The following is a 14,776-nucleotide window of genomic DNA, read 5'->3' on the forward strand; positions in this document are numbered from 1 at the left end:
ATGACGCCGTATCAGCGCTACAGCATTGGGCTAACAACGATTGTTGTGTAGTAAAATGCGCCCACACTCGGCCCGGCCGTAAAGGTAGTGTAAGGGCGATTGAGCAGATTCGTGCCACCAAATTTGATCGAAAAAGGACCGCTTCCGGTGGCCGATTTCCGTAGCGTATAGCTGACCTGAGCATCAAACGTGTTGATTGCCGGGACAATCCCGGTGGCCAGCGACGACTGCCACAAAAATGAACTCTGGTACTTGTAGTTCACCGAAAAGCCTACGTTCTGCCACAAATCAGCGTTCGACAGGCCCACGTTTGTAATCCATTTCGGGGTGTTGAACGCTTCTTCCAGCCCATCCCCCTGGTCGGTTCGGTCGAGTCGGGCCAGCGACGCATTGCCTGACAAGACCCAGTTTCGCCCCGCCGAGTACCGTAGCCCCAGGCTGGAGCCGTAGTTGTAGACCGTCGTTTTGGAATTGGTCCAGAGTCGATAGCGATCCTGCTGATTGCGATCGGCCAGGTAGTAGGCCAGCGAATCGGGGTTCTTTCCCCTGGGTATGTTAGCCTCTACCTGAGCGATGAAATTGTGGTAAACATTGTAGTAAAAATCGACATCGACGTACAATTTTCTGGTAAAAAATAGCCCTTTATACCCAACCTCCATGCTGTTGACCTGCTCGGGTTTCAGATACGTATAGGTGTTTGGCTTCAGTAGCCCCTTGTTTTTCTGAATGGCCTGATCGGTCGTTAGTTTGTTGGTGTTGACATCGGTATTGATGGCGGCCTGAAACGCATCGATGGACGTCCGGAAATACGAACTCTCAAAAATTCCCTGCGACATGATTCGTAATCCGCCAACCCGCTTCACCCCGCCCGAGTTGACATTGGAAAAAGCTTCGAACAGTGAAGGAAACCGGTAGCCAGTCTGGTACGATGCCCGGAAGTTGTGGTTTTCGATGGGCGAGAACACCAGCGAAATACGTGGATTGACTCGCGGATCGAAGTAGCGATTCTTGTCTACGCGCAACGAGCCGCGCAGGTTTAGCCTGTCATGGAAAAATGAGCGGGAAGCCTGTACGAAACCGCCGGTTTTATCGTAGATCAGGTTATGATCTGTGGATCGGTCGGGGTTGATAAAATAGTTGCCATCCGGGTAAACAACATACCGTCTGTAGTCAAAACCCGCCAGCAAATCGATGCCGGTCTTCTGCCGGAAAGAGGACCACAACACGCGCGTCGGCTCCACCTGTCCTTCAATATGATACATCCAGGATTTCACCCGTAAAGCCGCGCCAATGTCCCAGTTGTTGATGTCGCGGAGTTTGGCAACCTGCTCATTGAACGGCGCCGAACCGGGCTGCGGACGGCCTGCATCGGCCTGCGTACGGGCGCTGGTGAGCGCATCGGTTACGGACTGCCCCGCCGTCGTACTGGCTGTGAACTGGTTGGTAAAGTCGGTAAACCATTGATTGTCTGACTTGAATGATTTGTCGATGTTCTCCGCCATTGACCTGATGTTGTAGGAATTACCCGTATTCTCGCGGGTCCGGTAGGCTCGAATCTGCACCGAGGGTGATTCGAGCGTTACGCCATGCTGATCGAGAATGTAATTATCGAGCCGGAACCGGTTGGTACGCTGGTAAACGTTGTCGAGGGTAGCGGCTTTGTAGCGGTACGAAAGGGTCAGTGTGGGCCGAAGGCGCCAGAAAATACCAATATCACCCCGAAGGTTATTCAGACTCAGATCGGTGGTTTCGTTCTCGAAATAGCCCGTTCGAGCGACAACATATTTCTTGCCGCCAATGGTCAGCGTTCGCCGGTTGGCCGATTCGTCACCGTAGTTGTTCACCAGATCCCGGCCAGGATTATCGGTTCCGGTTAGCCCCAGCGATGCATTGGCGTTGGGGTTCAGGTCCGTTACGTCGCGGGCAATCCAGTCATAACCACGCTGGTAGGTAAGATTAATTTTAACGGCCAACCGGGAGCCAACTACCTGGGCGTAGCGCAGACTGGTTTCGCTGAATACTTTTGCCGGCGAAAGGGCATCGTTGATATGATTAAGGCCCGTTTTCTGGCTGACGCTAAGGCCCGTTGATGTAAAGGGATCTTTTGTGATCAGTTGGGCAATCCCATTCAGCGCGTTCAGGCCGTACAGGGCCGATGCCGCTCCCGGCACAATCTCAACCCGTTGAATATCCAGATCGGACGGGGCCAGCGCGTTCGCTATGGGCGCGCCAATGTGGGGGGCCTGGTTGTCCATCCCATCCACTAGCTGCACAAAGCGTACATTGGTCGGGTTGGCAAAGCCGCGCGTGTTGTAGACTTTGAAGCCCAGGCTGGGTGTCAGCAGCTGAACGCCTTTAAGATTCTCGATGGCATCGAAATAGGACGGCTGCGCCGATAGCCGGATTTGCCGGGCATCAAGCAATTCGATACTTACCGGAGATTTCAGGACGCTCTCCGGAATCCGGGAAGCGGTTACAATGATTTCATTCAGCTGTATTTTTCGGACCGAATCTCTGGGGGTAATGGTACTGTCGGGAAAGACGTAAGCGTGGGCAAATTGACTTATACTAAAAAAAAGCAGGAAAAAATGTTTCATAAAGTTCGTTATTTCTTTTCAAATATAACGATCGATATATTCTTTGGAAAATAGCGCTGTTGAATTGCCGTAAAAACTGATAATACGGCCAATGCAAGTGTTTATTTCGGAGTATAAATTAAGAATATAGTGTTGCCATTTAGCCTAATAATGAACTTTTTATTCCAATAATAAAGGTTTTTGGGAAAAGTCTATAAACTAGTGTATGTTTATAGGGAAAAGTGTAAAATTGCCGTCTACCTACCTAGCCTAATAGTTTATTTAATGCTTCCTGGACAACCCCTAACGACATTGCTGGAATCGTACGTGTTTGATGTTTCGACAAGAATCATCAATCGGGCGTCTTCCCAGAATCAGGCTTTATTGATTAGCTTACTGAATACCATTGGCACATTCTCGTCGGACAGCAACAAGGATACTGTACCGGTGGTCAACGTACCGAGCCGCCCATGTATGGAGTCGCCCCTGAGCGGTTTACAGCAGCAATGGCAGGAAGCATTAGCCAGACCGGCAGTTAAGAGAAGTGGAGTAGACGAGAACAAGAGAGAAAGCATACACAAGGCGATTGCTGCCAATCAGCGCCAGATAGAAGCAACGCTTCAGCACATACGCACCATGGGCTCGCTTATAGCTCGGGCAAAACTATCGGCCAACGCAACTCCCTTACAGGCCCGGTTACTGTCTCATTACAGGGCCGTTCATGATTATTACCACGCTTATCTGAAGCAGCTTAATGCGTTTCAGGAACGGAAATTAAACTTGCTCAGCCGGTAAAGGATAGACCAAACTGACCTGTTCTAGGGAAGATAGGTCCGCTCGTCGGCCATAAACTTCTGAAATCGTTCCTGCAGGCTGCGGTAATAGGTTAGGTATTTTTCGCCCTCGGCCGTCACGACGGTTCCCCCGCCTTTTTCTCCGCCAGTCTGAGTTGTAACGAGTGGCTCGTCAGCCTGGGTGTTCATGGAGTGTACCATCTCCCAGGCCCGTTTATACGACATGTTCATGGCTTTGGCGGCCTGATTGATGGAGCCGGTACGCTGAATATGTCCCAGTAACTCCAGCCGCCCGATGCCCATAAACCGTTCTGCGGTATCGTTTGACAGGGTTTCTAGCCAGATACGGCCGTTTATTCGCAGATGCATGGCGCAAGCAAAGGTTGTTCAGGGCACTAAAGTACAACCGATCGGCTAATTCGCTACCCGCTTCACATTCATCCGCCTGAACGCGCTTTTCAACTGAACCAACGCCGGGTTCTTCAAGCTAATCGAATCTTTGGCCTGCTGGCTGATGTTGTGGGCTACACTGTCGGACATGAACCAGCCCAGCGGATACTTTTCGTTGTACGACAGGCGGAGCGTCACGTAGTTGGTCTTCGGGTTTGTAAATCGGTCCATAAACGAACTGAACATGTTGTCTCGGGTGGTAGAGCCATTGTCCCAGGCATTGAAAAAGGCCAGTAAGGGTATCTGCATCTCCTGAAGAATAGACCGTTTCTTGGGTAATCGGCCAATGGTGTTGCTGTTCTGGATAAAGAGAATGTACGGAATAATAACGACCCGTTCGGCTGTGTCCAGACGACGAATGGATGGAACCAGATTATTTAGTAGCTGAATACAGGTTTCGACCCCCGAATTATCGAAATAACCACCGTCGACTACGTGGCCACCGTACCGTTGCTGGCGACCATCACCCACCAGCGTATCTTTCTGAATAAGCCCGCCGTTGGTCACGATCGGGAAGCGGCTGCACAACGACGCGGCCGTTTTGAGTGGGACATCCGTACCCAGTACATCCAGCGTTGAGACAACATTCTTGAAATAGCGCGGATCGAGTTGCAGGTTGGACGTGATGGCTTTCTGACCCGACTCGGCGAGGGTTCCGTTCAGCAGGAGCGAGGGCAGATTATAATTGTAGCCCGCCCGCGTCTGGTACAATTGGGTAAGCGCCGAATCGAGGGTCGATAAAGCCAGGTTTGCCCGGTAGGAGCCCGCCCAGGAGTCTTCGAGCCATTTGGCCCGTTCCAGCGCAGGTACCGGCACCGGCACCAGTCGCTGAATGGATTCCGGAAACAGCAGGGCAGACGATACCGCCGATAAATAATCGTCCCGAATTACGTTCCGAAACCGCTCAAATCGATGTGTACGGTCCAGTTCAGCCACATCGCGCAGAAAGGCGGTGTAAAAAACCGTACCCACGCCCCCGCCCGATACACCACTGAGGGCGTACACGTGGCGGCTAAAACCCGGAATAATGGAATCGAGTCGGATGAGCGTTTCGGCCGTCCAGTTCAACGCCCGGATACCACCCCCTTCGGCGGCTACCAGCACCAGCGGAATCGTATCGCCATCTTCCTGTCGGCGGGCGTCGACCCACTGGGAAAAGTGAGTCTCAACCGTTGGTCGCTGCCAGATGGGGGCAACCAGTCTACCCGTGGCCTGCCGCACGCTCGTGTTGTCGTTAAACGCACTAATGATGATTAGATACCCGACAAACAGCAAAACAAGCGGACGGTAGCGGTAATCGTTGAAGTAGACCAGCAGGCTACCCCAGAAGGTGTACATCGTGATGCCGAAAATGATGACGGCCGTAGGTCGTAGCCCGCGTGCAATGCCCCATTCGACGGGGAGGCTGAACAGCGAAATCAGAAAGATTGTCAGGACTATACCGGTTTGACTAACCAATCGCCCCAGCGGGTGCCGCCAGAGCTCCCGAATATCCTGAGAAAAACTGGTATACCGGTCCGAAAATCGCCATTGGTCAGGTAGCGCAAAAACGGGGAGGTTCCGTTCTACCCAACGAAACAGCACAACCATCAGGCCGCTTTCTGCCAGAAGCATATACGGTTGCAGGCGATCTGGTTTCCAGAAAGCGTACGCCAGAATCAGCGCGGGAATCATGCCGCCAATTTTGGGCAGCCATCGGAGTAAGCGATCACAGGCTTCGTTGATGCGAAGCCCAACGGGTGAGATGTGCAGAATCATACGTGTGCTGCCATACACCAGCCAGCTCCAGACAAAGGTGCTGAGCAGAATGTACTGAAAAAGACCGTTGAAAACGCCACCGTCCATAACCGCATTGATCATATCGGCTGCCTGGTCGGGAACAGTCAGAATATACAGCGAAAGGAGCAGTGTGACGATGATAACAAACGCGTTCCGCTGCGTCTGATAAAACGCGATGGTATAGTCTCTGAATCGTTGGTGAAGGGGATGGCTACGGGCGGGCTGCACAGAAACAGGATTGATGCATCAATAGGCTGAAGATACGCCTTTGGGGGTTGCCAACGCATACCGTATCTGTTAAATTTTAGCAAAAAATCTGTTGTACCGCCCTCATCGTGTTGGTGGCTTACGGGTAATAGCACCTGAATTTATAGCCGCTCACCCCGTCGTAATGCATTCACCAGATTGTGTGCCCGACGCGTAGGCTCGGGAATTCGGTAGCCCCCGTTGCACGCCAGAGTGAGGGAAATGGCCGTATCCAAATCGATTAAATGACCCGGCGATACATAGACCGGATTGACCTTGTTCTTTGTGCGTAGAGCTGCGCCAATCACGTCTCGATAATGCGTCATGGGCGACCAGTTGCCACGCTCCGGTGCGGGTTCGTCGTACTTGCCCACCAGCACCGATTTTCCGCAGCCGAATGTAGGATGATTCAGGAACAGGCCCGCGTGGGAGGCAATGCCAATCCGGCGTGGATGTGCTGTGCCATGCCCATCGAACATGACCACATCCGGCTCGATGGTTAGTTTCTGCCACGCTTCGAGCAACGACGGAATTTCTCGGAACGATAGTAAGCCCGGAATGTAAGGAAACGGGGCCGTACTCACGACACCCGCTTCGTCAATTGTTTCGAGGGTATCGAGCCGTAAGACAACGATTCCTGCATATACCGTTTCCTCAAACTTATTGAACGAAATGTCGCAGCCCGCAATGGTTCGGGGTACCTCGGCCAGCGGCTGAATTCGAATCTGCGTGCGTAACTGCTGTTGCAACGCGACGGCTTCGCTGGGCGAAACGTTCCAGTCGTGAAGAGATTGGTAATTGGCCATTGGGCTAATTAATGATGACCACTACCTAACGAACGAGACTGTAGGAGGGTTTGTCGAAACTCCTCAAACGCCTGGTGCAAGGGTCATGGGTCATTGTGGATATGTGAGCCTAATCCACAATTTTCACCCGAATTCGGTGCGGGGCTACCTGATTACCGCCGAAGTAAAGGCCAGTATTGTAGGCAAAGGACTTGTTGTGGGTGAACGATACAGTTTTACCGCCCAGAACTTGATACACCTTCCGGTCGTAGTCGATTTTGATGGTTAATCTGGTGGGTGTGTTCAGCGCGGCTTCAGCAACTTTGAAATCAGTACGTACACCGCTCACATAAATATACGCGCCTAGATCGATGCGACCCCGTTGTGGATTCCAGCGCCAGCCCACCCGGACTCCATCGACCTGGTGGGGAGGAACGCCGGTTGTAATGTCCTGATCCTTAGACCCAACGAAGCCCAGGCCAATCACTTTATTCCAGTCATCGGCATCAACAGCGCCGACATCGTAAACACAGGAACTGTCGAAAGTAACCGTTGCCGATACCTCCTTAGGACTGATAACGATGCCTACTTTTCGTTTCGGATTGGGCTCGTGCTCCCCCGCTTCAATCACCACCCAATCGGGCTCGGATAAGAGAAAGTCAGGAACGCATGCGCTCATCGACAGACCGAGTCCCAGAAATAGAAGTGCTTTTGCCGAGAAGAGGAACGTGCGTACCGATGATGTTATACGTAGCATGGGAATGGGAAGGAGCAGAATGGTTTCGCAAATAACGGTATAAACCAGCGAATTGGTGTCCCGCTGGCTCAAGTTGACCGGTTTCAGTTCGCTCGGTCAGCGTACGGACGACTCTATTGACTACTTTATGGATAGAATGATACAAGCTTGACTAACAGGGCTATGTGTTGAGTAGAATTGGTAACCGTACACACTAAATTTACGGTAACGTGTGCAACTTTTAGGTAAATTTGGCATTCTTTACCACATCGCTTTTTATACCACCTTTTTCTCATGGAATCATCATTTCCTTCCTCCTTTCAGGCCAGGTTTGGGCATTCGGATGCCCGTTCGGGTAGTTGGCACCTGGGCATACCCACGTACATCTATGCGGTGGTTTTCTCGTCATTCTGCGTCATTATGGGTCTTCTCTGGGACATCATGTGGCACATGAGTATCGGGCGCGATGGTTTGCTGGCCCCGCCCCACGTTGTCATTTACGTTGGTGCTGTTGTATCAGGCCTATTCTCTGCCTATCAGATACTCAGCCTGACGTTGACCAGAAATCATCCGGGGCGGGCCAGTGCCGTACCGTTTTGGGGTGTTTTCTATGGACCCCTGGGCGCTATGTTCAGTGTTTGGGGCGCACTGGCTATGTTGACGTCCGCTCCTTTCGATGACTGGTGGCACAATACGTATGGCCTCGACGTTCAGATTCTGACTCCTCCCCATACCATCCTGGCGATCGGTATCATGACCGTACAATTTGGGGCCATGGCCGGTGTTCTGGCCTTGCAAAATCAGTATCGTACGCAAGCGACTATTCTTGATAGAGCACCGCAATTAGCTCGATTAAAATGGCTGTTTGCGCTGGCTGCCGGGCTGCTCCTGATTACGCTCTATACGCTGATGTCGGAGTCGATGGGTATGCGCGAGACACACCAGTCCGGGTATTATGCGACAGCCGCTATCATTTTTCCATTTTATTTGTTGGCCATGGGGCGGGCGTCCATGCTGCGCTGGCCGATTACCATCATTACCGGAATTTATATACTGGGCATGCTTCTGCCAAGCTGGGTGCTTCAGAACTTTCCGGCAACACCACGGCTTGGCCCGGTGCTGAACCCAATTACGCACTACCAGCCATTTATGTTTCCGCTGTTGCTGATCGTACCGGGCGTCGTGCTCGACTGGCTGATGCATCGCTTCGATTCGGGCAAAGAAGGCAAGAAGAAACTGAACGACTGGATACTATCCGGTTTATATGCTGTTGCCTTTATGCTTGTCTTACTGGTGGTTCAATGGCCTTTTGGCGAATTCCTGCTCACCTCGCCTTATGCGCAGAACGGTTTTTTTCTGTCGTATTCCTGGACCTACGATAGCCAACCCGACTGGCAGTATCGGTTTGCCTTTGCTCCCTGGAATATCCAGTCGGCTGCGAATTTCTGGATTGGTTTTGCCAAAGCATTGCTCTATGCTACTCTATCGGCCCGCATTGGCCTGTTGTGGGGTAACTGGATGAAACGAATTGTACGCTAGGAAAAGAAGCTATTCGATACAAGCACATGACTACTAACAGAACGTTCAGCTGGATGAAAGGCTTCTTGTCCGTCTATTCACTTCTTCTGGTACTTGCCTGTTCACCCGTTGCATCGGCCCATGTCGGCAGTTCGGGGGTGATCGTACAAAAACAGGCCGGAAAGTATAGACTCCTGATCAGTATCAAGCCACCGGATGTGGTGCCCGGAACGGCTAACGTGACCGTATTCGTCGAACAGGGGCGGGTAGGCAACATTGGTGCCCGACCGATATATTTTCGTTCTGGCGATAAAGGGGCACCCACCCATGACATGCTGACTGCTACCGGGCAAAATCGCTATGAAGGTGATCTGTGGTTGATGGGGTCCGGCTCATCAAGTATCGAATTGAGTATAGACGGTCCCGACGGGAAACAGCAGGTTGTGGTGCCCGTTATGGCCGTAGCCACCGCCCTCCGCGACATGCCAGCAGGTACAGGGTTTGGGTTAGCGGCTATGGGGCTGCTACTTGTCGTCATGCTCATCACTATTATCGGAGCCAGCAACGCCGATGGTATGGTCGCGCCCGGCCAGGCCCCTCCGGTAAAAATTGGCCGTCGGCGAGTGGCTGGCATGAGCGTCGGGCTGGTCGTCATTGTCCTGATCCTGGCCGGATGGCGGTCGTGGTGGAACAGCACCGCTGAGGATTACCGGAATGTTCAATTGTATCGCCCAACGCCTATTCGCTCGACCATAAAGGGTACGGATGCCCAGCCGCAACTCACGATTCAACTGGATACGACGGGTTTCGGCAATGACCGGCAAAAGCGACGGACGTTGAGTTATGTCCTGCCCGATCACGGTAAACTGATGCATACGTTTCTGGTGCGCGTGCCGGGACTGGATGCCTTTGCTCACCTGCACCCAAACCGGCGGGACACGCTGACCTACGATGCCACGCTGCCTCCTCTTCCGGGGGGTAAATACCTGCTCTACACCGATGTGGTGTACCGAAACGGTTTTTCTGAAACCCTTACAGATACCATTAACCTACCTGTTCGCCAAGCCACCGTTTCTTCGGCCGGTGTGAAAGTTGCCAGCGCCACCAAGCTTTCCGACGCCGATGATAGCTGGCTTGTGGCCGAACCGATGGGCGTAAAAGCCGGTGCGGCAAACGTGCCTCATCTGGACAGTGACATGGTGGTTTGTGGCAAGCCTGGTGCCAGCGTTAAACTGGCCGATGGCTCTACTATGCTCTGGATGGATAGGCCCGGCGTGGATTCGCCCGGCGAGTCCACGCCGGGCGCGGATGCTCTACCACAGGCTTTGGAAGCAGGTAAGCTGTACACACTGAAATTTGCGGTGGCCGACGCACAGGGAAAATCGGCTCCGCTGGAGCCTTATCTGGGCATGGGTGGTCATGCCGTCATTTTACGCTCCGATGGTACGGTCTACATTCACCTGCATCCCGTTGGTACGTACTCTATGGCAGCCGAGAAGTCGTTGGTCAACCGCATTGCTGACACCGCCCGAACATTTCACTATCCCAATGCCGTCCAGTTTCGTGATAGCATCGACACGTATGTTGCCAGACTCAAAGCCCTTCCAGAAGCCGAACGGAATAAGCTGCTGATGGCTGCCATGCCGGGTATGAATCATTCGATGAAGACGAACAATATGGTCGAGTTTCCCTACGCCTTTCCGCGTGCGGGTCATTACCGGATCTGGGTGCAGGTCAAGCGAAACGGGCAGGTATTGACGGGGGTGTTCGACACACAAGTTAACGAGCCCCTGTTGTAAATAGGCCTTAACTCGTTCAGAATCAGGTTTTGGTTAGATATTTTAGTTTTTTGTTAAAATATTTTTGAGGCCAGCTCTTGACAAGCGCCAAAAATAGGCTACCTTTGCATCCACAATTCGCCACTAGGCAGGCGAAAGTAAAACGCGAAAGTAGCTCAGCTGGTAGAGCGCGACCTTGCCAAGGTCGAGGTCGCGGGTTCGAACCCCGTCTTTCGCTCTACAAAAAGGCACCGAACCCGGTGCTTTTTTTGTAAATGCCGCTTCACAAATGTGAGGCATAGAATGCCGGGATGGTGGAATTGGTAGACACGCCGGACTTAAAATCCTGTGGGCCTCAAGCCCGTGCGGGTTCGACTCCCGCTCCTGGTACAAGACGCAAAAAGGACACTACTGATAGTGTCCTTTTTGCGTTTCTATTAGTCCGGGCGCAGTTTCGCTACAAAGCCGCCTGAGGAAAATAATTCATTTATTGTACTTGTTTCCATAATCAACGGGTACTATACCAATGGTTTTTCGAAGATAACGCGCAACGTTTCTGCGTTCGAAAAGCCCACGCCATACACAACTTTGGTATATGTGTTCGGTTAGTTGATCAACGGTTACTCTATGCTGAAACATAGCTTCCCTAAGTTTCTGCGCTTTGCTGATCGGTTCAATCTTCCTGATTTTTCTGGCTTTGACGTAGAATTTCCCTTTTCTGCACCATCTCCAACGCCCTGAATTCAGGTGTGTCATCATGCCCTTTCGCCGAGTTTACCAGCGGATTTCCCCATTTACTTATTTTGTCAGATTCTCCCTTGTGCGTGTTGGTTTGATTCGTATATTTGACACCTTTGATAAATGTAGACGGACGTTAAATGGCTCACTATGAGCAGCTTTGATTGGTCTTTCTTTGCTTGTTGATTCTATTATCCACGCAGTTTCTTTCCTGAAATTGTTCACCTATACCCGACCATCTGACCAGTCTCCAACGGGCTGGCCCTGAATGGTACTGTTGTCATGAAAGTATCGCCTTTGCAGCCGTTTCAAATCGTGTATTCGTTACTGGATCACGAGTTTCTGGGTTACCTGATTGAGGCTTTTGTGGTGCAACGCAACAGTAAGGGTGAACTGACCCTGCAAAACCAGACATTATCTACCCAGAACGTCAGCGAGTTCGCGAAAGGGCTGGATAACCGGGACTTTGAGCTGGTAAAACTCATTGACAGCATTCAGCAGGATTTTATCGTCAAAAAATTTAATAGCAAGAAGCTACCCGCCGTCGATTTCTTTCTGAAAATATATGACCCTCAGAAGGGCGACAAACTTATTCAGGAGAAGATTTGCGGGCATCTGGAAACGGTTAAGGCCAAAATCATGGCTTTGCTGCCGGGTAAGCCTTTCTATATTATGGGGAATGATGGTAATCCCGCCTGGGAGCCAATCATCTGGATGCCTGAACCGGCCCGTGTGCATTTTCACTTCGTCCGTAATACGGAGTCGACGCACTATTTCCCCATTATTCGGTACCCGATTGCGTCGCGCGAAGGGGGTGCGAAAGATGGCCAGACCAGCGAAACGGAGCGGGTTGAGTTTCAGTTTAAGGACGCGCTAATGATTTGTGACGAACCGGCTTACCTGATGGTGGGCAACCGGCTTTATCACTTTAGCAAGAATGTAGATGGTAAAAAATTACGGCCATTCTTCACCAAAAATCACATCGTCATTCCCCGAAATATCGAACAGCAGTATTACGAACGCTTCGTTACTCCTCTCATTGCGTCGTATGACGTATATGCCAAAGGTTTTGATATTCGTTCGGAAGCGGTTGAGCCCGTGCCTGTGCTAACCGTTTCCGAAATGGTGTCGTCCGGCCGTTCTGTACCTGTGCTTCAGGGAAGCCCCGACGCAGACGATAGCGATGAAGGGGCCAGTCAGCGTATTGTTTTTGACCTGTCGTTTCAATATGGCGATTTTATGTTTCGTTTCGATAGTTCCGGAGCGTCGGCGAACGTACGGCTGGAAAAGAAAAACGACGACTATATCTTCCATAAAATACGCCGTGACCAGCGCCTGGAGCGAACCAAGCTCACCTTTCTGCAGGACTCCGGGCTGGATTTACGGCATGGCAGACTGGCCGTGTCGAAGGCCGAAGCCTTTACCTGGCTCTCGAACAACAACAGCCAACTTCGGGAAGCGGGGTTTTTACTCCGGCAGGATGCGCAGGACACCAAACGGTATTTTCTGGGTTATTCGAGCATTAAGGTCTCCATCGAAGAAGGACGCGACTGGTTTGATATTTATGCCAACGTTCGCTTTGGCGAGTTCGAGATTCCGTTTCTGACATTGCGGACGCTTATTCTTAACAAGAAGCACGAATTCTCGCTGCCCAACGGTGAAATAGCCGTTATTCCCGATGCCTGGTTTACCAAATATTCCGAACTGTTTGGGTTTATGGAGCACGCGGGTGGCCTTGATGATACTGATCGGCTGGTGTTGCAGAAATATCATTTGGCGCTGGTGCAGGAACTGGAGCGGGAAAATCTGGCCACCACCATCATCAGCCGGAAGCTCGAACGTCTGCGTAACTTCGAGGAGATCGAGCGGTTTCCGTTGCCCAAAGGATTCAACGGCAGTTTGCGGCCCTATCAACAGGCGGGTTACGACTGGATGAACTTTCTGCGGCAATACCGATTTGGGGGCTGTCTGGCCGATGACATGGGTCTGGGCAAAACAGTTATGACGCTGGCCATGCTCCAGGGTCAGAAAGAAGCGGGTGCTGCTGAACCGAACACGATCCGACCGAGCTTGCTGGTTATGCCCACCTCGTTGCTGTATAACTGGGAGTTAGAAGCCCGAAAGTTTACGCCCGATCTGCGGGTGATGGTCTATACGGGTACGTACCGTGACAAAAACACGGCTCAGTTCGATGGGTATGATCTGATCCTGACGTCGTATGGCATCGTGCGAATCGACATTGATTTATTAAGCGACTACCCGTTCAATTACGTTATTCTGGACGAGTCGCAGGCGGTTAAAAACCCGTCGTCGCATATTACGAAGGCGGTCATGCAACTGAACACGAGCCACCGCCTTATTCTGACCGGAACGCCCCTCGAGAACAGTACGATGGATCTTTGGTCGCAGATGTCGTTCATTAATCCGGGTTTGCTGGGTAGTCAGTCATTCTTCCGGAATGAGTTTCAAATTCCCATTGAGAAACGGCACGACGAAGCAAAAACCGGGAAACTGTATGCGCTGATCAAGCCGTTTATGCTCCGGCGAAACAAGTCGCAGGTGGCCACCGATCTGCCGGCCAAAGTAGAGAGCGTTCTGTATTGTGACATGACCCCCGACCAGTCGGCTCAGTATGAGGAAGCAAAATCCTACTACCGAAACCTGATTCTGGAGCGAATTGAAGAAGAAGGCATTGCCAAATCGCAGATGATCGTCTTGCAGGGATTAACCAAACTTCGGCAGATTGCCAACCACCCCCGGATGGTCGATGCGGAGTATGAAGGGGATTCGGGCAAGCTGGAGGATATGCTGATGCGGCTGGAAACGGCCATGGCTGAAAATCACAAGATTCTGGTATTCAGTCAGTTTATAAAACACCTGAGTGTTGTTCAGCAGTACCTGAAAGAGAAAAATATCAAGTATGCCTACCTGGACGGGTCGACCGTTGACCGCAGAAGCCAAGTGGAGTTGTTTCAGACCGACGATTCGGTAAAGCTGTTTTTAATTTCGCTCAAAGCGGGCGGCCTGGGCCATAACCTGACCGCAGCCGACTACGTATTTATTCTGGACCCCTGGTGGAATCCGGCTATTGAAGCACAGGCCGTCGACCGGGCGCACCGAATCGGGCAGTTAAAAACGGTGTTCACCTATAAATTTATCGCCAAAAACACCGTCGAGGAAAAGATCCTGTCGCTGCAACGGGCCAAGCAGCAGCTTGCCGGGAGCCTGATTACGACGGAGGAAAACTTTATGAAATCGCTCACAAAAGAGGATATTATGGTACTTCTGGAATAAAACGTGGCGCGGTAGATATGATTTTTGGGAAGGTTTTAGTTGAGGATAGTTATTCACTCAATAATCTGTCACATTCACTAAA

9 protein-coding genes and 2 tRNA genes are annotated in these 14,776 nt (G+C 51.6%); 6 read left to right on the forward strand and 5 right to left on the reverse strand.

Annotated elements, in window-relative coordinates; all coding sequences use genetic code 11:
• Window positions 1-17: 17 nt before the first annotated feature.
• Window positions 18-2,597 carry a TonB-dependent receptor gene (locus ACYU87_RS24770; RefSeq protein ID WP_461136699.1) on the reverse strand — a complete coding sequence of 860 codons (2,580 nt, stop codon included), beginning with the start codon at window positions 2,595-2,597 and terminating at the stop codon, window positions 18-20.
• A 264-nt stretch (window positions 2,598-2,861) separates the two neighbouring features.
• Here ACYU87_RS24770 and ACYU87_RS24775 point away from each other — a divergent pair, with 264 nt between their 5' ends.
• Window positions 2,862-3,371: a hypothetical protein gene (locus tag ACYU87_RS24775; protein WP_461136700.1), complete on the forward strand. Its 510-nt coding sequence runs from the start codon at window positions 2,862-2,864 to the stop codon at window positions 3,369-3,371.
• A gap of 23 nt (window positions 3,372-3,394) precedes the next feature.
• On the opposite strand, the gene ACYU87_RS24780 is transcribed toward ACYU87_RS24775, so the two are convergent.
• From ACYU87_RS24780 to ACYU87_RS24795, 4 genes are all read right to left on the reverse strand, one after another.
• Window positions 3,395-3,739 (reverse strand): winged helix-turn-helix domain-containing protein, encoded by a 345-nt coding sequence (locus ACYU87_RS24780; RefSeq protein ID WP_461136701.1) that lies wholly within the window; start codon window positions 3,737-3,739, stop codon window positions 3,395-3,397.
• 45 nt (window positions 3,740-3,784) lie between these two features.
• On the reverse strand, window positions 3,785-5,827 hold the full coding sequence (locus tag ACYU87_RS24785; protein WP_461136702.1) for a hypothetical protein: 2,043 nt from the start codon (window positions 5,825-5,827) through the stop codon (window positions 3,785-3,787).
• A gap of 140 nt (window positions 5,828-5,967) precedes the next feature.
• Entirely contained in the window at window positions 5,968-6,651 is a 684-nt protein-coding gene (gene nfi / locus ACYU87_RS24790) for a deoxyribonuclease V (RefSeq protein WP_461136703.1), read from the reverse strand.
• 109 nt (window positions 6,652-6,760) lie between these two features.
• A complete protein-coding gene (locus ACYU87_RS24795; protein WP_461136704.1) occupies window positions 6,761-7,387 on the reverse strand; it encodes a hypothetical protein in 627 nt (208 codons plus the stop codon).
• Between the two features lie 273 nt (window positions 7,388-7,660).
• On the opposite strand from ACYU87_RS24795, the gene ACYU87_RS24800 reads away from it, so the two are divergent.
• The 5 genes from ACYU87_RS24800 to ACYU87_RS24820 all read left to right on the forward strand — a co-directional run bounded on the left by ACYU87_RS24800 (window position 7,661) and on the right by ACYU87_RS24820 (window position 14,694).
• Window positions 7,661-8,905, forward strand: a complete 1,245-nt coding sequence (locus tag ACYU87_RS24800) for a hypothetical protein (protein ID WP_461136705.1) — start codon at window positions 7,661-7,663, stop codon at window positions 8,903-8,905.
• Window positions 8,906-8,931: 26 nt separating this feature from the next.
• On the forward strand, window positions 8,932-10,683 hold the full coding sequence (locus ACYU87_RS24805; RefSeq protein WP_461136706.1) for a hypothetical protein: 1,752 nt from the start codon (window positions 8,932-8,934) through the stop codon (window positions 10,681-10,683).
• Between the two features lie 144 nt (window positions 10,684-10,827).
• A tRNA-Gly gene (locus ACYU87_RS24810) sits at window positions 10,828-10,900 on the forward strand.
• Window positions 10,901-10,967: 67 nt separating this feature from the next.
• A tRNA-Leu gene (locus ACYU87_RS24815) sits at window positions 10,968-11,052 on the forward strand.
• A 630-nt stretch (window positions 11,053-11,682) separates the two neighbouring features.
• Window positions 11,683-14,694, forward strand: coding sequence for a DEAD/DEAH box helicase (locus tag ACYU87_RS24820; RefSeq protein ID WP_461136707.1), 3,012 nt, complete (start codon window positions 11,683-11,685; stop codon window positions 14,692-14,694).
• Window positions 14,695-14,776 lie beyond the last annotated feature (82 nt).

It is taken from the genome of Spirosoma lituiforme, assembly GCF_054776635.1.

What these genes read in the sequence shown, in the direction of transcription:
- ACYU87_RS24770 (WP_461136699.1), bottom strand. Translation starts at nt 2,597, where the DNA reads ATGAAACATTTTTTCCTGCTTTTTTTTAGTATAAGTCAATTTGCCCAC.
- ACYU87_RS24775 (WP_461136700.1), top strand. Translation starts at nt 2,862, where the DNA reads ATGCTTCCTGGACAACCCCTAACGACATTGCTGGAATCGTACGTGTTT.
- ACYU87_RS24780 (WP_461136701.1), bottom strand. Translation starts at nt 3,739, where the DNA reads ATGCATCTGCGAATAAACGGCCGTATCTGGCTAGAAACCCTGTCAAAC.
- nfi (WP_461136703.1), bottom strand. Translation starts at nt 6,651, where the DNA reads ATGGCCAATTACCAATCTCTTCACGACTGGAACGTTTCGCCCAGCGAA.
- ACYU87_RS24795 (WP_461136704.1), bottom strand. Translation starts at nt 7,387, where the DNA reads ATGCTACGTATAACATCATCGGTACGCACGTTCCTCTTCTCGGCAAAA.
- ACYU87_RS24800 (WP_461136705.1), top strand. Translation starts at nt 7,661, where the DNA reads ATGGAATCATCATTTCCTTCCTCCTTTCAGGCCAGGTTTGGGCATTCG.
- ACYU87_RS24805 (WP_461136706.1), top strand. Translation starts at nt 8,932, where the DNA reads ATGACTACTAACAGAACGTTCAGCTGGATGAAAGGCTTCTTGTCCGTC.
- ACYU87_RS24820 (WP_461136707.1), top strand. Translation starts at nt 11,683, where the DNA reads ATGAAAGTATCGCCTTTGCAGCCGTTTCAAATCGTGTATTCGTTACTG.